The sequence below is a fragment of the Pseudonocardia sp. GCM10023141 genome (assembly GCF_042653605.1).
Genome location: NZ_JBHSIR010000049.1, coordinates 41,913 through 67,945 on the forward strand (window position 1 = coordinate 41,913; position 26,033 = coordinate 67,945).

27 protein-coding genes are annotated in these 26,033 nt (G+C 72.9%); 7 read left to right on the forward strand and 20 right to left on the reverse strand.

Annotated elements, in window-relative coordinates; translation table 11 throughout:
- Nucleotides 1-19: 19 nt before the first annotated feature.
- Nucleotides 20-589, forward strand: a complete 570-nt coding sequence (locus ACFPFQ_RS27805) for a TetR/AcrR family transcriptional regulator (RefSeq protein ID WP_379623972.1) — start codon at nucleotides 20-22, stop codon at nucleotides 587-589.
- On the opposite strand, the gene gap is transcribed toward ACFPFQ_RS27805, so the two are convergent.
- Nucleotides 573-1,586, reverse strand: a complete 1,014-nt coding sequence (gene gap / locus ACFPFQ_RS27810; protein WP_379623974.1) for a type I glyceraldehyde-3-phosphate dehydrogenase — start codon at nucleotides 1,584-1,586, stop codon at nucleotides 573-575. The genes ACFPFQ_RS27805 and gap overlap by 17 nt on opposite strands.
- A gap of 157 nt (nucleotides 1,587-1,743) precedes the next feature.
- Between gap and ACFPFQ_RS27815 the strand changes: the two genes are divergently transcribed.
- Genes ACFPFQ_RS27815 through ACFPFQ_RS27835 form a run of 5 tightly spaced genes read left to right on the forward strand, consistent with a single transcriptional unit; the run spans nucleotide 1,744 to nucleotide 8,126 of the window.
- Nucleotides 1,744-3,159: a DUF1116 domain-containing protein gene (locus ACFPFQ_RS27815; RefSeq protein WP_379623976.1), complete on the forward strand. Its 1,416-nt coding sequence runs from the start codon at nucleotides 1,744-1,746 to the stop codon at nucleotides 3,157-3,159.
- 20 nt (nucleotides 3,160-3,179) lie between these two features.
- Complete coding sequence (gene nthB, locus ACFPFQ_RS27820; RefSeq protein ID WP_379623978.1) at nucleotides 3,180-3,866, forward strand: nitrile hydratase subunit beta; 687 nt, start codon at nucleotides 3,180-3,182, stop codon at nucleotides 3,864-3,866.
- Nucleotides 3,863-4,453, forward strand: a complete 591-nt coding sequence (gene nthA / locus ACFPFQ_RS27825; RefSeq protein ID WP_379623980.1) for a nitrile hydratase subunit alpha — start codon at nucleotides 3,863-3,865, stop codon at nucleotides 4,451-4,453. Before nthB ends, nthA begins: the two co-directional genes overlap by 4 nt.
- Nucleotides 4,450-4,851 (forward strand): nitrile hydratase accessory protein, encoded by a 402-nt coding sequence (locus ACFPFQ_RS27830; RefSeq protein ID WP_379623982.1) that lies wholly within the window; start codon nucleotides 4,450-4,452, stop codon nucleotides 4,849-4,851. Before nthA ends, ACFPFQ_RS27830 begins: the two co-directional genes overlap by 4 nt.
- A gap of 50 nt (nucleotides 4,852-4,901) precedes the next feature.
- Complete coding sequence (locus ACFPFQ_RS27835; RefSeq protein ID WP_379623984.1) at nucleotides 4,902-8,126, forward strand: AAA family ATPase; 3,225 nt, start codon at nucleotides 4,902-4,904, stop codon at nucleotides 8,124-8,126.
- On the opposite strand, the gene ACFPFQ_RS27840 is transcribed toward ACFPFQ_RS27835, so the two are convergent.
- From ACFPFQ_RS27840 to ACFPFQ_RS27880, 9 genes are all read right to left on the reverse strand, one after another.
- Nucleotides 8,074-8,685, reverse strand: a complete 612-nt coding sequence (locus ACFPFQ_RS27840) for a hypothetical protein (protein ID WP_379623986.1) — start codon at nucleotides 8,683-8,685, stop codon at nucleotides 8,074-8,076. The two genes, ACFPFQ_RS27835 and ACFPFQ_RS27840, sit on opposite strands and share 53 nt — an antisense overlap.
- A 16-nt stretch (nucleotides 8,686-8,701) precedes the next feature.
- Nucleotides 8,702-8,962, reverse strand: coding sequence for a hypothetical protein (locus ACFPFQ_RS27845; protein ID WP_379623988.1), 261 nt, complete (start codon nucleotides 8,960-8,962; stop codon nucleotides 8,702-8,704).
- Between the two features lie 4 nt (nucleotides 8,963-8,966).
- Nucleotides 8,967-10,316, reverse strand: coding sequence for an FAD-dependent oxidoreductase (locus ACFPFQ_RS27850; RefSeq protein ID WP_379623990.1), 1,350 nt, complete (start codon nucleotides 10,314-10,316; stop codon nucleotides 8,967-8,969).
- A 77-nt stretch (nucleotides 10,317-10,393) separates the two neighbouring features.
- Nucleotides 10,394-11,887, reverse strand: a complete 1,494-nt coding sequence (locus ACFPFQ_RS27855) for an argininosuccinate lyase (protein ID WP_379623992.1) — start codon at nucleotides 11,885-11,887, stop codon at nucleotides 10,394-10,396.
- Nucleotides 11,884-12,831 carry a 1-aminocyclopropane-1-carboxylate deaminase/D-cysteine desulfhydrase gene (locus ACFPFQ_RS27860; RefSeq protein WP_379623994.1) on the reverse strand — a complete coding sequence of 316 codons (948 nt, stop codon included), beginning with the start codon at nucleotides 12,829-12,831 and terminating at the stop codon, nucleotides 11,884-11,886. Before ACFPFQ_RS27860 ends, ACFPFQ_RS27855 begins: the two co-directional genes overlap by 4 nt.
- 53 nt (nucleotides 12,832-12,884) lie before the next feature.
- Nucleotides 12,885-14,213: a class-II fumarase/aspartase family protein gene (locus ACFPFQ_RS27865; protein ID WP_379623996.1), complete on the reverse strand. Its 1,329-nt coding sequence runs from the start codon at nucleotides 14,211-14,213 to the stop codon at nucleotides 12,885-12,887.
- Nucleotides 14,198-15,091 carry a DUF7714 family protein gene (locus tag ACFPFQ_RS27870; protein ID WP_379623998.1) on the reverse strand — a complete coding sequence of 298 codons (894 nt, stop codon included), beginning with the start codon at nucleotides 15,089-15,091 and terminating at the stop codon, nucleotides 14,198-14,200. Before ACFPFQ_RS27870 ends, ACFPFQ_RS27865 begins: the two co-directional genes overlap by 16 nt.
- An 11-nt stretch (nucleotides 15,092-15,102) precedes the next feature.
- Nucleotides 15,103-15,876 (reverse strand): phosphosulfolactate synthase, encoded by a 774-nt coding sequence (locus tag ACFPFQ_RS27875; RefSeq protein ID WP_379624000.1) that lies wholly within the window; start codon nucleotides 15,874-15,876, stop codon nucleotides 15,103-15,105.
- 58 nt (nucleotides 15,877-15,934) lie between these two features.
- Nucleotides 15,935-16,270, reverse strand: a complete 336-nt coding sequence (locus ACFPFQ_RS27880) for a hypothetical protein (protein WP_379624002.1) — start codon at nucleotides 16,268-16,270, stop codon at nucleotides 15,935-15,937.
- A gap of 90 nt (nucleotides 16,271-16,360) precedes the next feature.
- On the opposite strand from ACFPFQ_RS27880, the gene ACFPFQ_RS27885 reads away from it, so the two are divergent.
- Nucleotides 16,361-16,780 (forward strand): OsmC family protein, encoded by a 420-nt coding sequence (locus tag ACFPFQ_RS27885; RefSeq protein ID WP_379624004.1) that lies wholly within the window; start codon nucleotides 16,361-16,363, stop codon nucleotides 16,778-16,780.
- Nucleotides 16,781-16,835: 55 nt separating this feature from the next.
- Here the strand turns inward: ACFPFQ_RS27885 and larC are convergent, their stop codons facing one another.
- The 10 genes from larC to ACFPFQ_RS27935 all read right to left on the reverse strand — a co-directional run bounded on the left by larC (nucleotide 16,836) and on the right by ACFPFQ_RS27935 (nucleotide 26,018).
- Nucleotides 16,836-17,987: a nickel pincer cofactor biosynthesis protein LarC gene (gene larC / locus ACFPFQ_RS27890; RefSeq protein WP_379624006.1), complete on the reverse strand. Its 1,152-nt coding sequence runs from the start codon at nucleotides 17,985-17,987 to the stop codon at nucleotides 16,836-16,838.
- On the reverse strand, nucleotides 17,984-18,649 hold the full coding sequence (larB, locus tag ACFPFQ_RS27895) for a nickel pincer cofactor biosynthesis protein LarB (RefSeq protein WP_379624008.1): 666 nt from the start codon (nucleotides 18,647-18,649) through the stop codon (nucleotides 17,984-17,986). The genes larC and larB overlap by 4 nt, the downstream gene beginning before the upstream one ends.
- On the reverse strand, nucleotides 18,646-19,470 hold the full coding sequence (gene larE, locus ACFPFQ_RS27900) for an ATP-dependent sacrificial sulfur transferase LarE (RefSeq protein ID WP_379624011.1): 825 nt from the start codon (nucleotides 19,468-19,470) through the stop codon (nucleotides 18,646-18,648). The genes larB and larE overlap by 4 nt, the downstream gene beginning before the upstream one ends.
- A gap of 38 nt (nucleotides 19,471-19,508) precedes the next feature.
- Complete coding sequence (locus ACFPFQ_RS27905) at nucleotides 19,509-20,666, reverse strand: MSMEG_0565 family glycosyltransferase (protein WP_379624013.1); 1,158 nt, start codon at nucleotides 20,664-20,666, stop codon at nucleotides 19,509-19,511.
- Nucleotides 20,666-22,207, reverse strand: coding sequence for a protein FdrA (locus ACFPFQ_RS27910; RefSeq protein WP_379624015.1), 1,542 nt, complete (start codon nucleotides 22,205-22,207; stop codon nucleotides 20,666-20,668). The genes ACFPFQ_RS27905 and ACFPFQ_RS27910 overlap by 1 nt, the downstream gene beginning before the upstream one ends.
- Nucleotides 22,204-23,214 (reverse strand): carbamate kinase, encoded by a 1,011-nt coding sequence (locus ACFPFQ_RS27915; RefSeq protein ID WP_379624017.1) that lies wholly within the window; start codon nucleotides 23,212-23,214, stop codon nucleotides 22,204-22,206. Before ACFPFQ_RS27915 ends, ACFPFQ_RS27910 begins: the two co-directional genes overlap by 4 nt.
- Nucleotides 23,211-23,687, reverse strand: a complete 477-nt coding sequence (locus tag ACFPFQ_RS27920) for an MSMEG_0567/Sll0786 family nitrogen starvation N-acetyltransferase (RefSeq protein ID WP_379624019.1) — start codon at nucleotides 23,685-23,687, stop codon at nucleotides 23,211-23,213. Before ACFPFQ_RS27920 ends, ACFPFQ_RS27915 begins: the two co-directional genes overlap by 4 nt.
- 128 nt (nucleotides 23,688-23,815) lie before the next feature.
- The gene (locus ACFPFQ_RS27925; protein ID WP_379624021.1) at nucleotides 23,816-24,301 is read right to left on the reverse strand and encodes an MSMEG_0572/Sll0783 family nitrogen starvation response protein; all 486 of its coding nucleotides are present in this window, start codon (nucleotides 24,299-24,301) and stop codon (nucleotides 23,816-23,818) included.
- Nucleotides 24,302-24,432: 131 nt separating this feature from the next.
- Nucleotides 24,433-25,425: an AIR synthase related protein gene (locus tag ACFPFQ_RS27930; protein ID WP_379624022.1), complete on the reverse strand. Its 993-nt coding sequence runs from the start codon at nucleotides 25,423-25,425 to the stop codon at nucleotides 24,433-24,435.
- Nucleotides 25,422-26,018, reverse strand: a complete 597-nt coding sequence (locus ACFPFQ_RS27935) for a helix-turn-helix domain-containing protein (protein ID WP_379624024.1) — start codon at nucleotides 26,016-26,018, stop codon at nucleotides 25,422-25,424. Before ACFPFQ_RS27935 ends, ACFPFQ_RS27930 begins: the two co-directional genes overlap by 4 nt.
- Nucleotides 26,019-26,033 lie beyond the last annotated feature (15 nt).

The following is a 26,033-nucleotide window of genomic DNA, read 5'->3' on the forward strand; positions in this document are numbered from 1 at the left end:
TGAGACCTATGCTGGTCCGATGCGAACGGCCCAGCACACCGCCCTGCCCGCCGAGCGCCTGCTCGACGCCGCGGCCGCGCTGTTCGACCGGGAGGGGATCCGGGCCGTCGGCATCGAACGGCTCATCTCCGAGGCCGACGTCGCGCGGGCGAGCCTCTACCAGAACTTCGGCTCGAAGGACGGGCTGGTCGCGGCGTGGCTGCGCCGCCAGGACCAGCTCGACCGCGCCGGGTTCGCGCGCGCGACGCGCGGCAGCGCGCCGGCCGACCGGATCCGGGCCGTGTTCGAGCTCGCGGCCACCGGAGCCCGGCGCCGCCGCTACCGCGGTTGCCTCTACGTCAACGCGCTCACCGAGTTCCCCGATCCGCACCACCCCGTGCACCAGGCCGTCGCCGAGCACCGGGAGTGGTTGCGCCGCGAGCTGCACGAGACCCTGCAGGAGGCGGGCGCGCCGGATCCCGCCGCGCTGGCCGAGCGCATCCAGCTGCTCTACGACGGCGGGCTCGTCGGCACCAAGGCCGCCCACACCGCACGGCCGGTGCAGCTGGCCGCGGAGATGGCGGTGGAGCTGCTCACGCCGCGCGGCTGACCACCAGCTCCACGAGGTCCAGCAGGCGGTTGGCGTAGGCCCACTCGTTGTCGTACCAGCCGTAGACCTTCACCTGGTCGCCGTGGACGATCGTGTCGCGCGCGGAGATCACGCACGAGTGCGGGTCGCCCAGCACGTCGGAGCTGACGATCGGCGCGTCGGTGTAGCCGAGGATGCCGCGCAGCGGGCCGTCGGCGGCTGCCGAGCGGAACGCGGAGTTGACCTCCTCGGCCGTGACGCGCCGGTCGAGCGTGACGGTCAGGTCCGTGAGCGAGCCCGCGGGCACCGGCACCCGGATCGCGGCGCTCTGCACCTTCCCGGCGAGCTCCGGGATCACCAGGCCGAGGTCGTTGCCGGCACCCGTGGTGGCCGGCACGATGTTCTGCCCCGCGGCGCGGCCGCGGCGCACGTCGTGGTGGTTGGAGTCGAGCAGCTCCTGGTCGTTGGTGATCGCGTGGACCGTGGTCATCCAGCCCGACGTGATGCCGAACGCGTCGTGCAGCACCTTGGCGGTGACCGCGACGCAGTTGGTCGAGCAGGAGGCGTTGGAGATGACGGCGTGGCGCTCGGCGTCGAATCGGGACTCGTTGACACCCACGCAGATCGTGACGTCGGCGTGCGTCGTCGGCGCCGAGACGATCACCCGCCGGGCCCCGGCGACGAGGTGCCCGCCGGCCAGCTCGCGGCTGGTGAACAGCCCCGAGCAGTCGACCACGACGTCGATCCCGAGCTCGCCCCACGGCGCCATCGACGGGTGCCTGCTCGACACCAGTCGCAGTGACCGCTCCCCCACCTGCAGGTGGTCGTCCACCACCTTGATGTCCGCGTCGAGCCGGCCCTGCACGGTGTCGTACTCGAGCAGGTATCCCATCGTCGCCGGCCGGCCGAGGTCGTTGATCGCCACGATGTCGAGGTCGGAGCCGCGCGCCACCGCGGCGCGCAGGAAATGCCGGCCGATGCGGCCGAAACCACTGATCGCGATGCGTGCGCCACCCATGTCGACTGCCTCTCGTCGGTGATCCGACGGACTCAACACGCTGCGGCAACCGGCCGCGCCCCCACTGCGGGGGGTCGACGGGGTGATGCCTGACCAGCAGAATCATCTATAGTGTTCGCATATCTATTTTGTGAAACATCTCGAGAGGACCGCCCCGATGCCCCAGCTCGTCCTGCCTGCCGACGTCCAGGTGATCAACGTCGGACTGCCGATGTTCGCCGACGCGGTACGGGAGCAGGGCCGTCCCGTGCAGCACGTCGACTGGCGGATCCCCGCCGACGGCGACCTCGCCGCGGTGCACGCGCTCACCCACCTCTACGGCGACGCGAGCGTCGCGATCGACGAGGCCAACACCGAGGTCGTACGCCGGCTCAACGAGGGTGTGCCGCAGCTCGTCACCGTGTCGCCCGCGGGCGAGACGGTGCCCGGGTTCGAGGGTCGGATGCTGCTGCACTGCGGGCCGACGCTGCCCTACGCGGAGCACTGCGACCCGCTGCAGCGCTCGATGCGCGCCGCGGTGGTGGCCGAGGGCTGGGCCGCCGACGTCGCGGAGGCACAGCGGCTGCTCCTCGCGGGCGACGTGGCGCTCGACGCCGCCAACCACCACGACACCGTCGTGCCGATGGCGAGCGCGATCGGGCCGTCGCAGCCGGTGCTCGTGGTCGACAACCGCGAGGGCGGCACCCGCGCCTACTCCTCGGTCAACCAGGGCCCCGGCGAGGTGGCGTGGTTCGGCCGCGACACCGACGCCGCGATCGCCCGGCTGCGCTTCCTGGCCGAGATCGGGGGGCCTGCGATCAAGCAGATCCTCGACGAGGCCGGCCAGCTCGACATCCTCGCGATCGCCGCGCAGGGCATCACCATGGGCGACGACCTGCACATGCGCACCCAGGCCGCCACCAACCTGCTCACCCGCACCTGGCTGCCGCAGATCACGTCCCTGCCCGACGCCGTGCGCGCCCCGTTCGGCGCCTACCTCGCCGGCAACCACCTGTTCTTCCTCAACCTCGCCATGGCGGCGGCGAAGTCGCTGCAGCTGTGGGCCGAGCAGGTGCAGGGCTCCAGCATCGTCACGACGATGTCGCGCAACGGCACCACGTTCGGCATCAAGCTCGCGGGCTCGCCGGACTGGCACATCACCGAGGCCCCGCCGGTGGGCGAGGCGCTCTACTACTCCGGGTACGGCCCCGAGACCAGCGCCCGCGACATCGGCGACAGCGCGGTGCTGGAACTGACCGGAATGGGTGGGCCGGCCGCGGGTGGATCCGCCGCCGTCGCCGCGTTCCTCGGCGGCACGATGGCCGACGCCGCCGCCGCCACGGAGTCCTTCCAGGCGATCACCGCCGGCACCAGCACGCGGTTCACGCTGCCGCCGATGGGCTTCACCGGCACGCCACTGGGCGTGGACGTGCGCAAGGTGGTGGAGCTGGGCATCACCCCGAAGGTGACCACCGGCATCCTGCACATCAGTTCCGGGATCGGCCAGGTCGGAGCGGGTGTCGCCGCGGCGCCCGTCGCCTGTTTCGTGGATGCGCTGCAGGCACTCGCGTCCCGCACCGCTTCGACACTATAGTGACCGATCATCCTTCATCGTTGACGAATCGAGGTGGTGTGGTGGACGGGATCGCCGACATGGGTGGCACCGAGGGCTGGGGCCAGGTCAAGGCCCCGACCCGTGATGAGCCGGTCTTCGCCGAGCCGTGGGAGGGCCGCGCCTTCGCACTCACGCTGCTGGCGATGGGTCGGGTGTCGGGGCAGAACCTCGACGCGTTCCGGCACGCGCTGGGGCGGCTCGACCGCGACGCCTACCTCGAGGACGGTTACTACGGCCGGTGGCTCAACGCCGCCGAGCTGATGCTCACCGACTCCGCGATCATCGCGCCGGGCGCGGTCGACGCGCGCGTGCGGCGCAACCAGGGCGAGGACGTCGCGGACGCGCCGATCCCCGAGCCGAACAAGCCCGACTACGCCGCCACCGCGGCCGGCTCGCTGCGCACCGTCGAGGAGGCGCCCCGGTTCGCGGTGGGCGACGCCGTGCAGGCCCGGTCCACGCCGTCGGACGGCCCCACGAAGCTCCCCGCCTACATCCGGGGCCACACCGGCATCGTCGAGTCCCTCCAGCCCGCCCACCTGCTCCCCGACACGCACGCGGTGTTCCAGGGCGAGAACCCGCAGCACGTCTACACCGTGCGCTTCCGGTCGCGCGACCTGTGGGGCGAGTCCGCGGAGGACTTCACGGTCACCATCGAGATGTTCGACAGCTACCTGGAGAAGGCATGACCCACCCTGAACGGATCTCCCCGGCACTGCGGACCGAGGCGCTCGAGCAGCTGCTGACCGAGCGCGGGCTGGTGGACTCCGGGGTGATGGACAAGTTCATCGCCAACTACGAGACCAACGTCGGCCCGCTCAACGGTGCCAAGGTCGTCGCCAAGGCGTGGACCGACCCCGAGTACCGCGAGCGGCTGCTCGCCGACGGCACCGCGGCGATCAAGGAGCTCGGCTTCTCCGGGCCGCAGGGCGAGCACATCGTGGTCGTGGAGAACACACCCGCCGTGCACAACGTCACGGTCTGCACGCTGTGCTCGTGCTACCCGTGGCCCGTGCTCGGGCTGCCGCCGTCGTGGTACAAGGACCCGGCCTACCGGGCCCGGGTCGTGCGTGAGCCCCGCACCGTGCTGCACGAGATGGGTCTCGACCTGCCCGCCGAGACCGAGATCGTCGTGCGCGACTCCAGCAGCGAGGTGCGCTGGCTGGTGCTGCCCGAGCGGCCGGCAGGCACCGAGAACCTCTCCGAGGAGGAGCTCATCCCGCTGATCACCCGCGACGCGCTCGTCGGGGTGGCGAAGGTGACGGCGACGGTATGACCGCGCCACTCGCCATCGACGGGCCCGACGCACCACCGCGCGCCAACGGGGAGCTGGTCTTCTCCGCACCGTGGGAGAGCCGCGCGTTCGGGATGGCCGTCAGCCTGCATGAATCGGGAGCGTTCGCGTGGTCGCAGTTCCAGTCCCGGCTCGTGGCCCGGATCGCGGCCTGGGAACAGGCACCTCCGGCCGGGGAGTGCTGGACCTACTACGAGCACTGGCTCGGCGCGCTGGAGGACGTGCTGGTCGCCGAGGGCGCGGTCGGCACCGCCGAGGTCAGCTCCCGTGCCCACACGCTCGCCGAGCGTCCGGCGGGGTATGACCACGGGCACGACCACGGCAGCGATCATGACGGCGACGAGGGGCATGGACACGGGCACGGACACGGGCACCAGTGAGGTCGGCGCAAGACGGTGATCGATGTCGTGAACCCGAGTAGAGTCGCGCCATGAGCTCGACCCCACTCGAGGCTCACACGGTGCGTCTGCGGCTACTCGGCCCGTTCACTGTCAGCGGCGAGCTGACCGACCCGGTGCCCACCGGGAAGGCCCGCCGGGTACTGGCCGTGCTCGCGGCCCGCCGCGGCGAGTTCGTGCTGGTCTCCACACTCGTGGATGCCCTGTGGGAGGACGACGCCCCGGAACGCGCCGACCGCAACATCGCGGCCCTCATCTCGCGGATCCGCCGCGTGCTGGGCCGCGATCGCATCGACGGCACGGCCGCGGCGTACCGGCTCGTCGCCTCCGGCGTCACCGTCGACCTGCTCGACGCTGCCGAGCTCGTCTCCACCGCCGAGCTGGAGCTGCGCCACGGCCGGTTCGCGTTCGCGGCCACGAGCGCCGAGCAGGCCGTCAAGCTGCTCGACGCCGACGTCGCGATGGCGGGTGAGCACGAGGACCCGTGGGTGCTGGAGCTGCGCCGCGACGTACGGGGGCTGCTGCGCCGGGCCCGGGTGTGCTGGAGCGCCGCCGCGGTCGAGCTCGGTTCCTCCGACGTGGCCGTCGACGTCGCCTCGGCGGCGCTGCGCGACGACCCCTTCGACGAGGAGGCCTGCCGCACCGTGATGGTGGCCCACCAGCAGGCGGGCCGTTCCGGCTCGGCACTGGTGGTCTACCGGGCGCTGCGCGTGGCCATGTCCGAGCAGCTGGGCACCGACCCCTCCCCCGCCACGCAGGCGCTGTTCCTGTCGATCCTGCGCTCGGAGAGCCCCACCGGTGCCGGGCAGGCGGCCCGCATCGGCGTGGCGAGCGACTCCCGCGCCACCGGCACCCCGCTCATCGGCCGCGACGACGAGCTCGCCACCCTCGACGCGCTGTGGGCAGGCGCCACCACGGGCACCCCGGTGCTCGCGGTCGTCACCGGTGAGGCCGGGATCGGCAAGAGCGCGCTGGTCAACACGTTCGCCGCCGGGCCGCGGCGCACCGGGGCGTTCGTGCTCTCGGTCGGCTGCTTCGAGGCGGAGCGGTCGCTGTACCTGCAGCCGCTGGTGGAGGCCGTGCGGGGCGTCGTGCACCGGCTCGACGCCGCCGACGTGCGCGAGCTCGCCGGCTCCCGGCTGGGCACCCTCGCCGCGCTGCTGCCCGAGCTCACCGACATCGTCGGGCCCGCACCGTACGAGCGCGCCGGTCCCGAGCTGGAGCACCGGCGCAGCCTCGACGCGCTCGTCGGGTTCTTCGACCGGCTCAGCGTGCGCCAGCCCGTGCTGCTGCTCGTCGAGGACGCCCAGCACGCCGGCCAGTCCACCATCGAGGCGCTGCACCTGCTGGTCGGGCACTGGGCAGGCAGCCGCGCGATGGTCGTCGTCACCGAGCGCACGTCCGAGGACGAGCCGGTCACCGCGACGCTGCGCGGCGTCGCCGAGCACATCGAGCTCGGCCCGCTGACCTACACCGACTCCACCCAGCTCGTCCGCCGCTCGGGTCTGGCCTACGACCCCGAGCAGCTCTACTCGTGGACGGGCGGCTCCCCGCTGTTCCTGACCGAGCTGCTGCGCCACCCCACGCGGGCCAAGTCCAGCGGTGCCGTCGAGGTGCCCAACTCGCTGCAGGAGGCCGTCGCCGCCCGCATCGCCCACGTCGGCGACGACACGGCGCTGCTGCTCGCGCTGGGCGCGGTGCTCGGCGTCGCGTTCGCGCTCGATGACGTGGCCGTGCTCGGGCACCTCGACGTCGAGGACTGCGCCCGGCGCGCCGGGCGCGCGCTGCGGGCCGGGCTGCTCGTGGCGCAGGGCGACCAGTTCCGCTTCGCCAACGACATCGTGCGGCAGGTGGCCTACGACGCCGTGCCGGCCCCGGTCCAGGTCAGCAGGCACCGGCGGGCCGCGGCGCTGCTCGAGGCCCGGCCCGAGGCCGCTGCCCGCCACCTCGCGGCCGCGGGCGACGGCGACGCCGCCGCGCGCGCCTGGATGGTGGCCGCGCACGCCGCGCACCTCGTCTTCGCCAACGTCGAGGCCGAGCAGTTGCTCGACCAGGCCGTCGGGGCCGCCGCCACGCAGGAGGTGCTCGCTGAGACGCTGCTGCGGCGCGGGCAGGCCCGCTCCGACCTCGGCAACTACGTCGACGCCGGCAACGACCACGAGGCGGCCCTCGCCGTCGCACGCGAGCTGGGTGATCCCGAGCTCGAGGCCAGGGTGCTCGAACAGCTGGGCTGGACCGCGCTCTACGCCCGTGACGCGATGAAGGCCGTCGACCTCGCCGAGCAGGCCACCGAGCTGGCCGCATCGGCCGCCGCGGCACCCGGCGCCCTGCCCAGTGCCACGCTGCTGCTGGGCCGCGTCCGGCACTGGGACGGCGACTACGCCGGCGCCGACGCCGCCTACGAGCAGGTGCTCTCGGCGGCCGGGCAGGCCGATCCGGGCGAGACCACCACCGCGATGGCACTGGCCTACCGCGGGGCGTTGCTGCAGCACCAGGACCGCTTCGCCGAGGCCAAGTCCACGCTCGCGAGGGCCGCGGTGCTGTGCAGGCGCACGGGCCAGTTCCGGCCGCTGCTGCAGACGTTGTTCTTCACCGCGCTGGCCCGCGGCGACACCGGCGACTTCGCCGGTGCGCTGCAGTCCCTCGACAACGCCCGCCGGCTGATCGACGCCGACAAGGTGGGGTTCTACCGGGCCGGGATCGAGACCACCACGTCCTGGCTGTGGCAGGAGCTGGGGCAGGTCGAGCGGGCCCGCGAGCACGCCGAGGCCGCCGTCGAGCTGGCCCACCGCGGTGGCGGGGCGCTGGAGCTGGAGCAGGAGCTGCACGCCCTGCTCGCGGTGGCCGACTGCGACCTGCTGCTGGGCAGGCCCGACGATGCCGCTGCCGCGGTCGAGGCCGCGGCGCCGATGCTGGAGCGCTCGCTGCCGTTCCGGCCGCGGGCGGCGATGCGGCTGATGGAGATGCGGGCCCGGTGGGATCCCGCGCAGTCCGAGGCGCTGCTGGAACAGGCCCGCACCTACTCGTCCACGAAGTACGAGGCGCTGGCACTGCACGGCCTCGGCCGCCTGGAGGAGGCCGCCGCGGTGGCGGCTGCCACCGGTTCCGACCTGCTCATCGGGCAGCTCGGCAGCGCGGCGCAACGCACGGCGGCCACGTCGCGGATCGCCGCGTCGCTGCCCACCAAGCTGCGCACGTCGTTCGTCAGGACGGGTCGGCTGTCGCTCCCCTCGGCGCGCCACCACCGGCTGCCGTAGCCGCCTCGATCTCCTTGATCGCGCTGAGCCATGCCTCCCGGTCGTCGAACGAGCGGGACTCCCCGGGCATCACCGTGACCACGAACTGGTCCTCGCGGGCCCACTCGTCGATCGAGGCCTCGACGACGATGCCGGTGGCGAGGTGCACTGCCACCCGGCGGCCGCCGGCGAGCTGCGCGACGTCGGCCGGGCCGTCGAGGACGGCCCAGTCCGCGCCGGCGGTACGGGCGGCCTGCACCGCCTCCTCGCGGCGCCGGGCCGTGGCGGCCGCCGTGATCTCGCGGTCGCGCATGCCGCACGCCACCGCCACGAGCAGGTCGACGGGCACTGCGACGCCGCCGGGGCAGGCGACCTCGAGCACCTCATCAGGTGCCGTCTCGAACGCCATCAGCCCGGCCACGTCGACGTCGCGGCGGCGCAGTTCCTCGACCACCGCCTGGATGGCGGCGAGGCCGCGCTGGTACGCGGTGGGGTCGGCGAGCAACGTCGGATAGAGCCGGTCCTCGGCCGCGCGCCAGCGGGCGCGCGCGATCATCGGACTGCCGGCCACCTGCGTCATCGCGTCCCCCACACCCTCAGACCGCCGGCCCCTGCGCGCGCGGCGGCGGCGCCCAGTTCTGCCGGTGGCTGCCCGGCATCGCCCGCATGATCTTGCTGCGCAGCGACCACGGCATCAGCGCGTAGGTCGGCGCGAAGATCCGCAGCCAGAAGACCTCCTTGAGGCCCTTCGGCGGCCGCGGCGCGCGCCCGTTCTGTGCCTTCGCCAGCTTCTGGTGCGCAGCGACGAGCAGGTAGTGCTCGGAGTTGCTGCGGAGCCAGGGAAAGAATCCTGCCACCGGCTCAGCCCTTCTTCTTGGCTTCGTTGACGCCGTTGGTGGCGGCGACGACGATCGGCTCGTTGAGCGCGCCGATGGCGGGAGAGTAGACGTTCTCCATCGTCGACAGGTCATGCAGCGTCATGCCGAAGCGGATGGCCTGCGCGAGGAAGTCCGCGCGCTCCTTGATGCCCTCGCCGCCGCCGATCATCTGCGCGCCGATCAGGCGCAGCGTGCCGGGCTCGGCCAGCAACTTCACCTTGATGGTCTTGACGCCCGGGTAGTAGCGGGCGCGCGAGATGCCCTGGGCCACACCCAGCACGTACGGGATGCCCAGCGCGGTGGCGGTGGTCTCGCCGAACGACGCCCCACCGATCACCCACTTGCCGGCAGGCGTGCCCCACGGCACGTAGACGGCCCGGTAGGCGCGGTCGCCACCACCGGCGTTGGTGCCCGCCGTCTTGCCCTGCGCGTACGCGTGCGAGCCGGTCAGGCCCTGCAGCGGGGTGCGGGTCAGGCCGTGCGGGATCTCGCAGGCGTCGCCCGCGGCCCAGACGTTGGGGGCCGAGGTCTTCATGTGGTCGTCGACGATGATGCCGCCGGTGGAGCCGAGCTTGAGCCCGGCCGCCGCGGCCAGCTTGTTCTCCGGCGTCTTGTGCGTGGAGATGACCACGAGGTCGGCGGCGATCTCGCCCCCGGAGGTCTTGACGCCCCGCACGTGGCCCTTGTCGTCGCCGAGGAACTCCTCGAGCGTCGTGTTGAAGTGCAGGTGCACGCCCAGCTCGCGCCAGGACTCCTCGACCGGCTCCATGATGTCCGCGTCGGCCATCATCGACAGCGCGTACGGGTTGGGGTCGATCAGGTGGGTCTCCACGCCGCGGTGCGCGAGCGCGGTGACCATCTCCAGGCCGAGCGGGCCGGCCTCGACGACCACCGCGCTCTTCGTCTCGGAGATGACCTTGTCCCACTCCATGGCCTTGCGGATGTTCTTGACGTAGTACAGCCCGGCCAGGTCGCCGCCCGGCACGCCGGGGTCGGCGTAGTTCCAGCCGGTGGCGATGATCAGGTTGTCGTAGGAGACATCGCCCTCGCCCGCCACCGTGACCGTCTTGGCCGCGGTGTCGATCGCGGTCACCTCGGTCTCGTAGTGCACGTCGATACCGGCGTCCACGTAGGCCTGCTTGCCGGCCAGGAAGAGGCGCTCGAAGTCGGGGATCTCGCCGCCGTGCACGTAGGGAATGCCGCAGGGGCTGTAGGCCACGTCCTCGTACTGCGTGTAGACGACGACGTCGGCGCCGGGATCGGACGCCTTCACCCCGCCCGCTGACCCGAGCCCGGCAGCTCCCCCACCGATGATCACAGTCTTGAGGGGCACGTCGGAACCTACTTCCAGAGTCGGGCGTTCACTATACGACACGTATTTCTACCATATTGCGATTCGGGACGGAACCGTCAGACGGCTGCTTTGCGCGCCGTGTCGAGCAATGCTTCCTCGGCGCGGTCGTACTCGTCGATCCGCGCCTGTGCGCGGACGTCCAGATCGACGGCGGACCGGCCCAGATCGTCCACCATGCGGGCCAGCGCGGCCGGCTCGGCACCACCTTCGGCCTTGCGGGAGAGCACGATCTGCCACGGGTCGAGCACATCGGACAGATCGGTGCCGGTCAGGCCCCAGGAATGGCCGACGTGCGCGAGCGCAGCATCGTCGATCATCGCGCCGGTGATCTCGCCACCCGGGATGCCGGCCCGCGCCGCCGCGCGCACCGTGTTGCCGACCACCACGTAGGCCGTGCGGTAGTCGACCCCGAGGCGCTGCACGAGGTGCTCGGCGAGGTCGGTGGCCTGGGTGTAGCCGCGGTCGAGCTCCTCGCGCATCCGCACGGCGTTGACCCGCAGCGTGCGCACCACGCCCGTCATCAGGCGGGTGATCTTGACGGCCAGCTCCAGCGCCCGCGGCACCTCGCCGTAGGCGAAGATCAGGTTGTCGCTGCGCGCCGACGGGCTCTTCGTCACGGCGAGGAAGCCGGTCAACCGTCCGATCAGGACGCCAGAGGCGCCGCGCACGATGGCCAGCGCGTACGGGTTGCGCTTGTTGGGCATCAGGATCGACGAGCGGGTGAACGAGTCGTCGAGGTCGACGAAGTCGAACTCGCTGGAGGAGAAGATCTCCAGGTCCTCCGAGAGCTTCGAGAAGTTGGACAGCAGGCTCGCCGCGGTGGCGAGGATGTGGACGAGCCCGTCGACCTGCCACATCGCGTCGCGCGTGTGCGGGATGACGCCCTCGAAGCCCAGCGCGGCGGCGATCGGGCCGCGGTCCTCCAGCAGCCGGGTGCCGTTGACGCAGCCGGCGCCGCCCGGGCTGCAGTCCACCCACTCCAGCTCGTCGAGCAGCCGCCGCGCGTCGCGGACCGCGGGGTAGACGAAGCTGAGCAGGTAGTGACCGAACGTCGAGGGCTGCGCCTGCTGCAGGTAGGTCTGGTCGGGCAGCAGCGTCTCGGCGTGCTCCGCGGCGCGCGCGGTGGCCTCGGTGGCGAAGCGCGCCGTCTCGGCGACCAGCTCCGTGAGCTGGCGACGCAGGTGCAGCCGCAGCGCGACGCGTGCGGCCTCCCGGCGGGGACGCCCGGCGTGCAGCCAGCCGGCCACGTCACCGATGCGGGAGACGAAGTACTTCTCGCGCGAGTTGTACGGCTCGCCGTTCATCGGGTCGTAGGGGAAGTCCTCCGGTGCGACCTTCGCGACCTCCAGCAGGAGCGTGAGCAGCGCCTTCTGCGCGTCCGGCGGCACGATGGAGCGCCGCGCCAGGTCGAGCACGTGCGCGAGGTCGGCGAGGTTGAGGCCGCGGTGCAGGAAGCTCGCGTCGGCGTTCTCGAGCGCGAACCCGGAGTCGATCAGTTCCGGTGCGGGACCGCCCTGGGGGAAGCCCTCCGGTCGGGTACGCCGGGTCATGTGGTGCCCTTCATGATGCTCGTCGTGGCGGGGAGGAGGCCGCCGGTGTGCCAGTAGAGAACCGGGCCCGACCCCGCTTCCAGCTGGTCGACGGCCGCCGAGAAGGCCTCGGCGCCGTAGGTCTCGTCGAGGAGCAGCCCCTCGGTGTGCAGGGCGAGCCGGGCCCGCTCGCGCTCGCGGCGCGTCGCCGTGCCGAAGCCGGGGCCGCGGGCGTCGATGATCTCGGGGGCGCGCGGCGCGGGTGTACCCAGCAGCGCCGCACAGCCGGCGGCCAGCTCCTGCACGTGCGCGGCGATCTCGGCGGGCGGGCGGCTGACGGAGACGCCGAGCACCGGCGTGTCCAGCCCGGCGGCAGCGAGCCCGGCCATCAGCCCGGCGCTGCTGCCGCCCGAGCCGACGGCCAGGACGATGAGGGCGGGCTCCTCGTCCAGCTGCTGGGCCAGCTCCACCGCGGCGGCGGCGAACCCGACAGCGCCCAGCGCCGTGGAGCCGCCGCGGGGCACGGCGTAGGGACGACGCCCGGCCGCCCGCAGCGTGGCGGCCCGCTCGGCCACCAGCACGTCGACGGCCTCGCGGTTCGTGTCGCCCGTCGGGATCAGGGTGGCGCCCGCGGCGACGGCCAGCGCGAGGTTGGGGGCGCCGGCAGGGTCTCCCCAGACCACCAGCTCGCAGTCCAGGCCGGCGGCACGGGCCGCCATGGCGGCGGCGGGGCAGAAGTTGGAACCGGGTCCCCCGCCCGTCACGAAGACATCGGCACCCTCGGCGCGGGCGGCGCCGAGCAGGAACTCCAGCGGCCGGGTCTTGTTGCCGGCGAGCCCGAAGCCGATCAGGTCGTCGCGCTTGAGCAGCAGCGGTCCGACGCCGAGCGCGGCCTCGAGGCGGTGGGCGCGGTGCAGGGGGGTGGGGAGCTGCGCGAGCGGGAACCGGGGTTGCAGGAAAGCCACTTTCCCGCAACCACGTTGCGGGAAAGTGGCTTTCCTGCCATCGGGAGAGCCGCTCACCCCGCACGCCCGGCGCGGGCCAGCACCGCGTCCACCATCGCCGCGGCGGCATCCACGGCCGGACCCGTCGCCCAGTCGCGCACCTCGGCCGCCGTGGCGACGCCGCGCTCCACCAGCCCCGTGGCCAGGTCGGTGCCCTCCTCGCGCAGCACCTCGTGCAGCACCTGCTGCGCCCGGTGCTTGCCGATCTTCGACGTGAGGCCGGCCAGCACCCGCTCCGAGCCCAGCCCGGCCCCGAACCGCGCGACGTTGGCCGCCATCGCGTCCGGGTGCACCTCCAGGCCGTCGACGAGCGCGAGCCCGATCCGCAGCGCCGCCCCGGCGAGCTGGCAGACCTCGGGCAGCGCGATCCACTCGGCCTTCCAGGCCCGGCCATCGCGCTCGTGACCCGCGACCATGCCCTCCACCAGCACCGCGGCGCTCGAGCGCGCCAGCCGGGCCAGCGTGTCGAGGTGCTCGCTGCCCTCGGGGTTGCGCTTGTGCGGCATCGTGATCGAGCTGACGGCGCCGCTCGGCGCGGCCTCGGCCAGCTCCCCGATCTCGGGGCGCGCCAGCTCGTAGACCTCGGTGCCGATGCGCGCGAGCGTGCCGCAGACCATCGCCAGCGTGCTGCCGAACTCCGCCACCCGGTCGCGCGAGGTGAGCCAGGAGACGCCCGGGTCGATCAGGCCCAGCTCGGCGCAGAACCGCGCGCGCAACGCCGGACCGTCGGCGCCGAAGAACGCCAGCGCACCCACCGCACCGGCGAGCTGTCCGACCTCCCACCGGTAGGAGCCCTCCGCGAGCCGGTCCAGGTGGCGGCCGACCTCGTCGGCCCAGGTCGCGACCTTGAACCCGAACGTGATGGGCGCGCCGGGCTGGCCGTGGGTGCGCCCCGCCATCACGGTGTCGCGGTGCTTCGCGGCCAGGTCCAGCAACCGCTCACGAAGCGCCGTCAGGTCGCGCTGCACCACGGCGCCGACGTCGCGCATGACGATGCCGAACCACGTGTCGGAGATGTCCTGCACCGTCGCCCCGACGTAGACGTGCTCGCGCACGTCGGCGGGGAGCACCCGTTGCAGGCCGCGGATCAGCCCGAGCGTCGAGTGCGACGTGACGCGGGTCTGCTCGGCGATGTACTCCAGGTCCAGCGACTCCACCCGCACGCCGCCGATCGCCTCGGCGGCCGCCGTCGGCACGATCCCGAGCGCGGACTGCGCGCGCGCGAGCGCGGCCAGTACGTCGAGCCAGGTCTGGAGCATCGCGCGCTCCTCGAACACCCCGTCGAGCTCCGGGGTGCCCCACAGGTGGGCGTACATGCGCGACGAGCTCAGACGGGTGCCCATGCCGGCTCCTCCTGCGCGACGAGGAGGTTCAGCGCCTCGCGGACGTGGTCGAGCGAGGAACCCCACGGCACCGACACCCAGCCGGGTCCGGACTCCACGTGCTCCTCCTGCAGGCAGCACTTCGTCAGCAGCCGCGTGCCCGGCACGACGGCACGCTTCTTCGGGCAGAAGTCGACGGTGGGCGGGTCCTCGCCATAGAAGTGGCGGTGGATCTGCTGCGAGCGCGCGCAGCCCAACAGCGTCCAGTCGACCTTCGGCGGGTGCTCGTCGAGGTAGGACACCTCGGCGCCGGGCACCTCGCCGCCGGAACCCCGGCACGGCAGCAGGTAGTGCTCGCTGGGCAGCGACGCGGCCATGTCGGCGAGGTTCGTCAGCTCCCCCACCAGCTCGATCGGCGGCAGCTCCTCGGAGACGGCCAGCACCCGGCGGGCCTGGTCGAGCAGCTTCGCGGGCTCCGGCGGCACCACCTCGTGCACGACCACCCGCAGCGGCTGGGGGTCGACGATGATGCTGACGTGGGCGTAGCGGCCCTGCACGGCCACCGCGTAGACGCCGGGCGCCTGCTCGCGGGCCACCCGCGCCAGGTCCGACGGGATCCCGGTGTCGGCCTCGGGGTCGTACACGAAGGCGCAGTCCTCGGGACCGGCGATCAGGTCCACCGAGGTGATGGCGGAGAACAGGGCCATCTCCGAGGCGCGGGCGACGTACAGCAGTGCCATGTCGGTGCCGCTGCGGGCAACAACGAACCGCGTCCGCCGGTAAGCCTCCCGGCCCAGGAAGTGCTCCTTGAGCGAGACCTCGTCGAGCCCGACCTCGGGCGGCAACGCCGCCACCGACACGCCCCGGTAGCGGTTGGGAACGAGGTTGGGACCTCTCATCCCGGACCCTGTCATCCCAGGCCTTCGCTCTCCCGCCGGTCGACGGCCGCCGTGTCCGAGCGCAGGCCCAGCCGCAGCGTCTCCACCGACAGGACGTCGGCGAGCGCCACGTTGCCCAGGTTGACCGCGGGCCCGAAGCGGCGGATGAACCACGCCTGCTGCGACGACTGCGGGGCCTCGAAGACGACCTTGTCGACGCCCACCGCGGCCACCACGGCCTCGACGACGTCGGGGCGGACGCGACCGGACGCGTCGAACGTGCCGACGGTGCCGCTCTGGCGGCCCTCGGTGACGACCAGGCTCGCCCCGGCCTCCAGGTCGGCCTTGCACTCGGCGGGCCACTGCCGGGCGGCGAACTGCTCCCCGGGAGCCTTGGCCCCGGTCTCGGCCAGCACGACGAAGTCGGCGGCCGCGCGCTCGATCAGCTCCCGCTTCTCGCGGCGGTCCATCGCGACGGTGCCGCGGGAGACCTCGACGTGGGAGAACCCGACGTCGCGCGCCCACGCCAGGCACTCGACGGCGCGGCCCTGCGCCCAGGCGATCTCCAGCAACGTGCCACCGAGGCAGGTGACGATGTCGTTGTTCGCGAGCAGCTCGAGCTTGGACGGCAGCGTCGAGTCGACGTACGCCGTGCCCCAGCCGACCTTCCAGATGTCGATGTGGGCCGCGGCGGAGTCGAGCAGATCGGCCGTGGCGAGTCGACCCGCACCGGGGTCGATCACGTGGGTCAACCCCGTCCGGCGCGGCTTGGACGGGCGGTCGGGAAGATCGAGGAACGCGGGCACGGTTCCACCTTGCTTGATGGCGTCTACTATCCGATACGTGGGCATCACCGGTCAGCGATCAGGAACGGACGAGCCGGATCACCGCGGCAGGCTCGGTTCGCTGTACCGGTTCCACGATCGTACGACCGACGATGTCGAGCGCGAGGCTGAACGCCCGCTGCGCCTTGTCCGGGTCGGACCAGGAGTGCGACTCGGCGAACATCTGCCAGCCGGCGGGGCCGACGACGTCGCAGTCGCTGTAGTCCAGCTCGTGCCAGGTCACGGCCATCTCGAGCAGGGCGAGCAGCTCGTCGGAGTCGACGTCGACGAGCAGCAGACGGTCATGATGTGCTGCGTGCGTGGCCGGAGCCGGGCAGTCGCGACAACAGAGGGTGCGGGCATGGGCGGCGGTCATCGCAACTCCCGACAGATCGGCGTGTGATGCATCGCACCGTCTCGCACCGCGGTTGCACAGCTGTTGCACCGACCGTACGGAGGAATGAACATGGGCAATGAGACCAGCGGCCATCCCCATCAGCGCAGCGTCCAGGCCCGCTGGGACGGCGGTCTGCGGGCCGTCGTCACCGCGGGCGAGTTCGAGATGATCGTCGACGAACCGGAGTCGGTGCCCGGCGGCACGGGCAAGGGACCCCAGCCCACCGAGGTGCTGCTGGCCTCGGTGGCCTCGTGCTTCACCATCGCGATGGCCTACAGCGCGAACAAGCGCGGCATCGAGCTGGGCGACCTCGACGTGGAGGCCACCGGCACCTACGACGGCCCGCGGTTCTCGAAGATCCGGGTCGAGGTGCGGGCGACCTCACCCGAAGGTGAGGAACTGGCCAAACTGATGAAGGTGGCCGAACGGGTCTGCTACGTGACCCGCACCCTCACGACGAACCCGGAAGTGGAGATCGTCGCGGTCTGAGCTGACGCACACCGTGCGGGGGTCACGCACATCGTTGACGGTGTGCGTGAACCCCTCACGGTGTGCGTGAGCCGGCTCGGCGGGCCTGGGCCGCCACCTCGCGCAGCGGGAGGTCCAGGGCTGCCGCTGCCGCGGCGACGTCGTCGTGCTCGGGTTTGACGCCGTGCGGGCCGTGCTTGAGGCGGATCTCGTGGCCGCCCACCGTCACGGTCGACGTCTCGCGGGGCAGCGCGTGGCGCTGCACCGGGGTGCGGCGGATCCCGAGCGTCCCGGTCTCGGCCAGCACGATCCGCTCGCAGGCCGCGGCGCCCGCGGCGTCGACCAGCACGTGCACGGTGTGGGCGGGGCGGCCCTTCTTCATGACGATCGGGGTGATCCAGGCGTCCGCGGCGCCCGCGGTCAACAGCAGGCCGAGCAGGTGGCCCAGCACCTCGCCGGTGACGTCATCGACGTTCGTCTCGAGCAGCAGCAGCTCCTGCAGCTGCCCGGACCGCTCCCCGAGCAGCGCCTGCAGCACGTTCGGCCGGTCCGGCACGTCACGACCGCCCGCGCCGTAGCCGGCGCCGGTGACCGTGACCGCCGGCAGCGGGCCGAAGCGCGCGTCCGCGGCGAGCAGCAGCGCGATGCCGGTGGGGGTGACGGTCTCCCCCGCGATGTCCGACGGCGCGACGGTCGCGCCGGCCCGCGCCAGCAGCGCCGCGGTCGCGGGCGCCGGGAGCGGCAGGACGCCGTGGCTCGTGCGGATCGTGCCCGACCCCATGGCCAGCGGGCCGCACACCACCTCGGTGACGCCCAGCAGGTGCAGCGCCGCGGCCACCCCGACGGTGTCGACGACCGTGTCGTGGCCGCCGATCTCGTGCAGGTGCACGCTCGCGACGGGGGCACCGTGCAGCGCTGCCTCCACCGTCGCGATCGCCGTGACGGCCCGCGCGGCCAGGGCGGCGACGGGAGCCGGGTGCGCCAGCGCGATCATCTCCAGCAGCTGCGACGCGTGGCGCTCGGTGGCGGTGTCGGTCACGGTCACCACCGCGCGCGTGGCGCGCAGGACGCCACGGGTGACCTGCTCGACGTCGAGGCCCCACCCGGTCAGCCCGGTGGCGGCGACGGCGGCGCGCACCCCGTCGAGCGGCGCGCCCAGGTCGAGCAGGGCCCCGAGCAGCATGTCGCCGGAGATCCCGGTGGCCGGGTTGAGCCAGAGCGTGCTCACGTGTGCGCCATCCGGAAGGCCGCCATCGCCGCGCTGAACCCGGAGTCGATGTTGACCACGACGATCCCGGTGGCGCACGAGCTCAACATCGCCAGCAGCGCCGTCACCCCCTCGAACGTGGCGCCGTAGCCCACCGACGTCGGCACCGCGATCACCGGGCAGCCCACCAGCCCGCCGACGACGCTGGGCAGCGCGCCCTCCATGCCCGCGATGCAGATCACGGCGTCGGCCGCGGCCAGCCGCTCCTGCTCGGCCAGCAGCCGGTGCACGCCCGCCACCCCGACGTCGCTGATGCGCGTGACGGTCAGCCCCACCGCGGTCGCGACGGCGGCGGCCTCCGCGGCCACCGCGCCGTCGGCCGTGCCGGCGGCGACCACGGCCAGCGCGAACCCGACCGCGGCGGCGCGACGCCACACCAGCAGCCGCGCCTCGGGATCGTGGACCCCGCCCGGCACCCTCGCGAGCACCGCGGCGGCGGCATCCGGCTCCACGCGCGTGACCAGCACCGGACCGGTGTTCTCGGCCAGCAGCGTGGCGACGATCCCGACGATCTGCTCGACCGACTTCCCCGGCCCGTACACGACCTCGGGCAGCCCGAGCCGGGCCTCCCGTGCGGTGTCCGGGCGGGCCCACCCGAGGTCGGTGAAACCCGGTTCGCTCACCTGCCGGCCACGCTCGGCACACCCAGCAGCACGTTCATCCGCCCGCTACGGAAGCCCTGCAGGTCGACCGCGCAGAACTCGAACCCCGCGCCCAGCACGGCGGCGTCCAGCTCGACCCGCAGGTCCAGTGCACGGTCCAGGTCGGCCGCGGGCAGCTCGATGCGGGCCACGGTGCCGCCGGCGTGCGCGCGGACCCGGCAGACCGGGAAGCCCAGCGCGTGCAGCGCGTCCTCGGCGGCCTCGATGCGCGCGAGCACCTCGCGCGTGACCGGATCGCCGTAGGCCACCCGCGACGACAGGCACGCCGCGGCAGGCTTGGCCGCGGTCGCGAGCCCCAGCGCTGCGCTGACCCGGCGCACCGCGTCCTTGCCCAACCCGGCGTCGACGAGCGGGGCGATGGCTCCCCGCGCCACCGCGGCGCGCTGGCCGGGACGGTGGTCACCGAGGTCGTCGACGTTGGTGCCGAGCGCGATCGCCGCGCCGGCCAGCTCCGCGAGCGGCACCAGGGCGTCGAGCAGCGCGGACTTGCAGTGGAAGCAGCGATCACCGCTGTTGGCGATGTACTCGGGCCGCTCCAGCTCGTCGGTGCAGACCTCGACGTGGCGGATGCCCGTGGACCGGGCGAACGCGGCGGCGGCGCGGCGCTCCGCGACCGGCAGGCTCGCCGACACGGCGGTGACGGCCACGGCGGCGCTGCCCAGCTCCTGCGCGGCGACGGCGGCGACCAGCGCGGAGTCGACACCGCCGGAGAACGCCACCAGCAGCCGCTGCTCCTGCCGGATCCGGGCCCGCAGCCGGTCGAGCTCGGTGGTGCCCTCCACGTGGCCCTCCTCCGTTCGACCCCGCTCCCAACCCTAGTTCACCGGGAGGAGCGGATGTCCGCGTAGATCTCCTGGTGCCGCTTCGCGCTCGCCTCCCAGGTGAACCGCGGCACCACAGCGGCACCGCCCGCCACCAGCCGTACCCGCAGGTCGGCGTCGGTGACGAGCCGGCGCATCGCCCCGGCCAGCGCCACGTCGTCGGCGACCGGCGGCAGCAGCGCGCTCTCCCCGTCCACCAGGTACTCGCCGAAGACGGGCAGGTCCGAGGCGATCACCGGCAGCCCGGCGCCCATCGCCTCCAGCACGACGAGCCCCCAGCCCTCCTTCACCGAAGGGAAGCAGAGCGCGTCGGCGGCGTGGTACCAGCCGGCCAGCTGATCCTCGGTGACGGTGCCGAGCAGGACGACGTCGTCCCCGAGCGTCAGACCCATCTGCGGCAGCGACGCGAGCGCAGCGTCGCGGTAGGCGGTGTAGTCCTGGTAGGAGTGCCCGCCGACCACGGCCAGCTTCGCGTCGATGCCGTCGCTGCGCAGGCGGGCCAGCGCGCGGAACGCGTGCACGCTGCCCTTGCGGGGCTCCACCCCGCCGACGGCGAGGAACACGAACGTGCCCGGCCCGGCGCCGATGCTGCGCCGCAGCTCCGCGACCACGCCCTCGGCGGGGGCGGGGAACCGGTCGACGTCGACGCCGTTGGGCACGATCTCGGTCTCGCGCCCGTACTCGTCGCGCAGGATCCCGCGCCACTGCTCGCTGACCACGAGCACCCGATCGGGCTCGACGATCGCCGCGCGCTGGCAGTTGACCAGCGCCTGCGTCGTGAAGTCGTCGACGTGGTGCACGGTGCGCACCACCTGCACCGGCGTGCCCGCGTCGCGCACCCGGGCCGCGGCGCGCGCGGCGATGCAGTCCTGGGTGTGCAGGATGTCGAACCGATCGGCCATGCCGGCGAGCCCGCCCGCGAGCGTGTCGATCGACTGGAAGACCTTCTCGTCGAGCGACATGCCCGCGCTGCTCGGTCCCGGCAGCACCGTGTGCGGCACGGCCGTGGGCCGGAACAGGCCGACGGCCGGGTCGCCCAGTGCCACCAGGTGCACGTCGGCACCCTGGCGGTGCAGCTCCTCCGCCAGGCTCAACGTGTGCACGAGCCCGCCGCGCGGCTTGGTGGAGTGCGAGATGAGGGCGACCCGTTCTGCCATCAGAGCGCCGTCGCCGCCAGCTCGGGCTTGCGGGTGGCGAGCGCGGCTGCGGCGAGCGACGCCCGGGCCGCGGTCTCGGTGACCAGGCAGCCGGCCTCGGTGAACACCCGCTTCTGCTTCTCGTAGCCCTGGGGGTCCTGCTCGGTGCCCAGCACGTAGATGATCACCTGCGGGCCGCCGCCCGCGATGATGTCGCGACAGATCGGAGCGAGCTCGGCGGCCGGGTCGGAGTGCGCGCCGTAGCCGAGCACGACGTCCATGATGATCGCTGCGACCGACGGGTCGGCACCCTGCTCGCGCAGCAGCTCGATGCGCGCCTCGGGGTCGATCATCGGGTGCGGGCGGCCCTTCGTGTACTCCTCCTCGCCCAGGTCCAGGCACGTGTGCGCGCCCTGCGGGGCCGGCAGCGCGAGGTCCTTGACGATGGGCGTGTTCGAGTACACCGGCCCGAGCACGTCGGCCAGGATCACCAGCGACTCGTAGCAGAGCGTGCCACCGGAGAACAGGCCGCGCACGAGCGTGCGCCCGGGCGGCAGCGCCGCGCTCAGCTCCTGCACGCGTGCGACGAGCCCGTCGCTGACGTCCGGGGCCTCGACGCCGACCGCGCGCACCGCGGCGACGGCACCAGCCTCGAGCGTGCGGGTGACGACCACGCCCTCGGGGGCGGAGAAGTCCTCCGGCACGCCGATCAGCGCGGCGATCAGGGTCTTGCCGGCAGCGGCCTCGACCACCGCGTGGGCCACCTCGACGGCAGGCGGCTTGGAGACGAGCAGGATCACGTCGGTGCCCTCGTCCGCGACGAGCGCCTTGACCGCAGCGAGCGCCATCCGCCCGCCGACCGCGGCCGACAGGTCGCGCCCGCCCAGCCCGATGACGTGCGAGACACCCACGCCCCAGCGGTCGACGAGGCTGGCCGCCTCCTGCGCGCCCGTGCCGGCGGCGGCGACGACCGCGATGCGGCCCTCCTTCACCACGTTGGCGAACCCGAGGCAGGTGTGGCCCAGCATCGCGGTGCCCGCGCCCGGCCCCATGACGAGGCGGCCCAGCCGGTTGGCGCGGTCCTTCAGCTCGATCTCGGCCTCGACGGACACGTTGTCGCTGAACAGCAGCACGTCCATGCCTGCCGAGAGCGCCTTGTGCGCCTCGAGCGCGGCGTAGTCGCCGGGCACCGAGATCACGGCGACGTTGGACTCGGGCTGGCGCGCCAGTGCCCCGCCCTGGGTGCGGGCCGGCTTCTCCGCGGCGGACTCGCCGCCGCCGGTGCCCCGCGCGTCGAACATCGCGCTGGTGCCGGCGTCGCGCGCCGTCGACACGGCGTCGTCGGACTCCGCGCGGATGGCGATGAACAGGTCGTTGGCGCCGGAGCCGTCGAACGCCGCGAGGTCGAAGCCCTGTGCCGCAAGGGATTCGAGGTTGGCCGGGGTGGCCATGGCCGCAGCCGCCCAGTCGACGCCCTCGGTGGCGAGCAGCGCTCGCGTGCCCGTGAGCTGGGTGATCGAGTCGACGTAGGTGTCGCGGTGGAGGGTGACATCGTGGATCACGTGAGGGCTCCCAGGGAATGGTCGGCCGGCGAGACGGCCGGCGGGTGCGCGGGGGCGGCGACGATGGTCGTGCCCGCTTCGGCGACACCACTGAGCGAGGCCACGGCGAGCGCGGCGTTGGTGATGACGGCCGTGCTGCCGCCTTCACGCAGGAACTGGATGGCGCCCCGCACCTTCGGGCCCATGCTCCCCTCGGGGAACTGGCCGTCGTCGGCGTGGGTCTGCGCCTCGTCGACGCTCATCGTGCCGATCGAGCGCGCCCGGTCGGTGCCGTAGTCGAGCATCACGCGCTCGATGTCGGTGACGAGCAGCAGCGCCTCGGCGCCGAGCGCACTGGCGAGCCGCTGCGCGGCGATGTCCTTGTCGATCACGGCGTCGACGCCGCGGTAGAGCGCGCCGTCGACGACCACGGGCACCCCGCCGCCACCGGCGGCGATCACGATCATCCCGAGGTCGACGAGCCCACGGACGGCTTCGATCTCGACGATCTGCGCGGGCTGCGGGGACGGCACGAGCCTGCGGTAGCCGCGGCCGGAGTCCTCGGCCACGGTCCAGCCGAGCTCGGTGGCGCGCTGCTGCGCCTCCTCGGGGCTCATGAACGGTCCGACGGGCTTGGTGGGCCGCGCGAACGCCGGGTCGGCTCCGTCGACGACCACGTGCGTGATCATCGAGACGACCCCGGGCAGTTCCGGCCCGCCGACCTCGTGCAGCGCCAGCGTCAGCAGGCTGCCCAGCTGGCCCTCGGTCATGGCATCGAGGATGAACATGGGCAGGCGCGGCACGCGGTGCGCGGCCTCGTCCTGCTGGATGGCCAGGTTGCCGACCTGCGGTCCGTTGCCGTGCACGATGACCACGCGCCAGCCCGCGGCACGCAACGCGCACACCGCGCCTGCCATGCCGAGCGCGTTCTCGAGCTGCTCCTCGTACGTGCCGGACTGGCCGTTGCGCGTGATCGCGTTCCCCCCGAGCGCGACGACGACCGTGCGGGGTGCTGTCTGCTCGCTCAACGCATGCCCAGTTCGATGTCCATGGGCAGGTGCGGGATGCCGACGTAGAGCTCGGGCTCGCCGATCTGCCGCCAGCCCAGCCGCCGGAAGAACGTGCGGTTGGCGGGCTGCACGTGGGCGATCATGCGGCTGCCACCGAGTACTGCCGCGGTCTGCACCGCGAAGCGCACCAGCGGGGCGCCGAGCATGCGGGCGCGGAACTCCGGCAGCACCGCGAGGCGGTCGCCCTGCCAGTCGCCGAGCGGATCGGCGGGGTCGAGCGGGAAGATCCGTACCGTGCCGGCGGGCTTGCCGTCGACGAGGCCGAGCACGTGCAACGTGGACGCGGCCTGGTCGTGGCTGTCGTGGTCGGAGTGCTCGAAGACGCGCTGCTCGCGGACGAAGACCGCGAGGCGGATGCCGTGGTGCAGTGCCAGGTCGGCGTCCCCGGAAGCGACGCGGCACTCGACGGAGTGGGTGTCGTTGCCGGTCACCAGCACTGGGGGGACCGTGGCCGTGCCGGGTTGGCTCAACTTCGACTCCGATGATCGTTTGTTGCGCGGGCACACCGGTGCGGGCCGACTCAGCAGAGCCGGCCCGCGCCCGTGGTGGTGGTGACGGGTCAGAGGGTCCAGGTCTGCATGACGAGCGCGCCCTCGCGGCGAGCCGTCAGCGTCGCGTCCAGCACGTCGAGCGGGTGCATGGGCTTGACGCCGTCGATCAGGTCGGACTCGCGCATGCCGTACAGGGCGGCCATCGCGAAGCGACAGGCGTAGACCTTGCCGCCCTCCTTCATGAACGTTCCGAGCTGGTTGTTGAAGTTCATGTGACCCGGGAAGGCCTCGGCACCCACCGTCGGGAAGCCACGGGTGGCCGACGCCATCAGCACGCCCGGCCCGTAGAGCACCAGGCTGGTGTCGAAGCCCTTGCGGTTGATCCGGGTGGCGGTGAGCATGTTGACGAAGCCGACCGAGCCCTCGAAGGGCACGGTGTGCATGAAGATGTAGGCCTTCTCGCCCTCGTTCGCCTGGACGTCATCGAACAGCTTCTCGTCGTAGTCGACGATGATGTCGCCAGTGTTCGGGCGCTCTCCGACAATCTGAGCCACAGCTTCTCTCCTTCAAGTGGATGACCATCGACGATCAGACCGTCGGCATCTCCGCAATTTCTACTATCGGATATGCTCGTCCATCATACTGAACGTCGAGAGTGTGTCAACGCACACCGGGAGCGGGTCGGTCAGCGGGCGGTTTTCGCCGTCGGCAGACCGGTGACCCGGAAGTCGGCGAGACGCAGCACCGTGGCGCGCTCGCCACCGGCCCGAACAGCGAGTTCACCGCTGTCGTCGAGCGTGCCGACGACCGCGGCGGTCAGCTCACGCTCGGCGAAGGCGGCCACGCAGGCGTCTTCCCGGCCCGGCGGAACGCACAGCAGGAACCCGAAGCTGGGGAAGCAGTTGAGCCAGCGCGTGAGCGGGACGCCCGGCGGGGCCGGCACCGCGTCCAGATCGACGGTGACGCCCAGCTCGTCGCACTCGAGCAGCATGGCGAGCGAGCCGAGCAGGCCGGCCATGCTGATGTCCTTGGCGGCCACCACGATCTCGTCGGCGGCGAGCTGCGCGAGCAGCCGGACGTCGCCTGCGCAGCGCTCGGCGCGCGAGCGGAAGGCCGGGAAGTAGGGGAAGTCGGGACGCATCTCGCCGTCCAGCGCCGCGGCCACGACCAGGGACTGGCCGGGCGCCGCGTTGGTGACCGAGAGCGGAACGGGTGCGTGCCCGACACCGAACGCCGACACCGCGGGCGCACCGTCGTGCACGGTGAGGTGGCCGCCGATGATCGGCACGTCGTAGAGCTGCGAGGCCTCGCGCATCCCGGCGAGCACGGCGCGCGCCACCTCGACCGAACCGACCACCGTGTCGACGATGCCGAGCGGGATCGCCCCCATCGCGGCCATGTCGTTGACGTTGGTGAGCACCGCGGCGAAGCCGGCGCCGTGCGGATCGGCGGCCACGAACGCCGGGAAGATCGCCTCGCCGCAGCCGACCACCTTCGTGCCGCCCGCGTCGACCACGGCGCCGTCGTCGCCGGGGCCACCGAGCCAGTCGGTGCCGCCGAGCACCTCCCCCACCAGCCCGATCTCGGCCTTGGACCGCAGGCCGGGGTTGGCCAGCACCGAGGCGACGATGTCGGCGAGGGACTCGGTGGCGGTGTGCGGGGACACGGTGGCGGTCATCCCGGAACCGTGAACCAGACGGCCCGGGCCGGCGTCGCGGTGTTGTTGCGCCACTCGTGCGGCCGATCTGTCGGATAGTGGAGGACGTCGCCCGCGGCGACCTCGTAGTGCTCACCGCTCACGTCCACGGTCAGCACACCTTCGAGCACGAGGAGCAGCTCCTCACCCGCGCGCAGCGACCGGACGCCGCCGCTCCCGCCGCCGGGCTCGACCACGGCCATGACGCCGCCGGCCCGCATCCGCTCGCTCGGGGTGGCCACGACCTCGGCCGCGGTGCCGCTCGCGGTGGGCGCCCAGTCACCCGGCGCGCCCTTGCGCGAGCCAGCCCTGACGTGGATCGCCACCGGCGCGGCCGGGGTGCCGTCGTCGACGAAGTGACCGATGGGACGGCCGAGAGCGCCTGCCAGCTTCAGCAGCGTGGTGATGGTGGGGACCATGTCGCCGCGCTCGACCTTGTGGATCGCCGCCGCGGACACGCCGGAGCGCGCAGCCAGCTGCTGCAGGGAAAGCCCCAGCGCGCTGCGCCCCTCGCGGACCTTCGGACCGATCGCATCGACGATCGGCTCCCACGGCTCGCTCGCGGGGGCTTCCATTGGCAGCATCATGAC

What these genes read in the sequence shown, in the direction of transcription:
- ACFPFQ_RS27805 (WP_379623972.1), top strand. Translation starts at nt 20, where the DNA reads ATGCGAACGGCCCAGCACACCGCCCTGCCCGCCGAGCGCCTGCTCGAC.
- gap (WP_379623974.1), bottom strand. Translation starts at nt 1,586, where the DNA reads ATGGGTGGCGCACGCATCGCGATCAGTGGTTTCGGCCGCATCGGCCGG.
- ACFPFQ_RS27815 (WP_379623976.1), top strand. Translation starts at nt 1,744, where the DNA reads ATGCCCCAGCTCGTCCTGCCTGCCGACGTCCAGGTGATCAACGTCGGA.
- nthA (WP_379623980.1), top strand. Translation starts at nt 3,863, where the DNA reads ATGACCCACCCTGAACGGATCTCCCCGGCACTGCGGACCGAGGCGCTC.
- ACFPFQ_RS27830 (WP_379623982.1), top strand. Translation starts at nt 4,450, where the DNA reads ATGACCGCGCCACTCGCCATCGACGGGCCCGACGCACCACCGCGCGCC.
- ACFPFQ_RS27835 (WP_379623984.1), top strand. Translation starts at nt 4,902, where the DNA reads ATGAGCTCGACCCCACTCGAGGCTCACACGGTGCGTCTGCGGCTACTC.
- ACFPFQ_RS27840 (WP_379623986.1), bottom strand. Translation starts at nt 8,685, where the DNA reads ATGACGCAGGTGGCCGGCAGTCCGATGATCGCGCGCGCCCGCTGGCGC.
- ACFPFQ_RS27855 (WP_379623992.1), bottom strand. Translation starts at nt 11,887, where the DNA reads ATGACCCGGCGTACCCGACCGGAGGGCTTCCCCCAGGGCGGTCCCGCA.
- ACFPFQ_RS27865 (WP_379623996.1), bottom strand. Translation starts at nt 14,213, where the DNA reads ATGGGCACCCGTCTGAGCTCGTCGCGCATGTACGCCCACCTGTGGGGC.
- ACFPFQ_RS27870 (WP_379623998.1), bottom strand. Translation starts at nt 15,091, where the DNA reads ATGAGAGGTCCCAACCTCGTTCCCAACCGCTACCGGGGCGTGTCGGTG.
- ACFPFQ_RS27880 (WP_379624002.1), bottom strand. Translation starts at nt 16,270, where the DNA reads ATGACCGCCGCCCATGCCCGCACCCTCTGTTGTCGCGACTGCCCGGCT.
- ACFPFQ_RS27885 (WP_379624004.1), top strand. Translation starts at nt 16,361, where the DNA reads ATGGGCAATGAGACCAGCGGCCATCCCCATCAGCGCAGCGTCCAGGCC.
- ACFPFQ_RS27905 (WP_379624013.1), bottom strand. Translation starts at nt 20,666, where the DNA reads ATGGCAGAACGGGTCGCCCTCATCTCGCACTCCACCAAGCCGCGCGGC.
- ACFPFQ_RS27930 (WP_379624022.1), bottom strand. Translation starts at nt 25,425, where the DNA reads ATGACCGCCACCGTGTCCCCGCACACCGCCACCGAGTCCCTCGCCGAC.
- ACFPFQ_RS27935 (WP_379624024.1), bottom strand. Translation starts at nt 26,018, where the DNA reads ATGGAAGCCCCCGCGAGCGAGCCGTGGGAGCCGATCGTCGATGCGATC.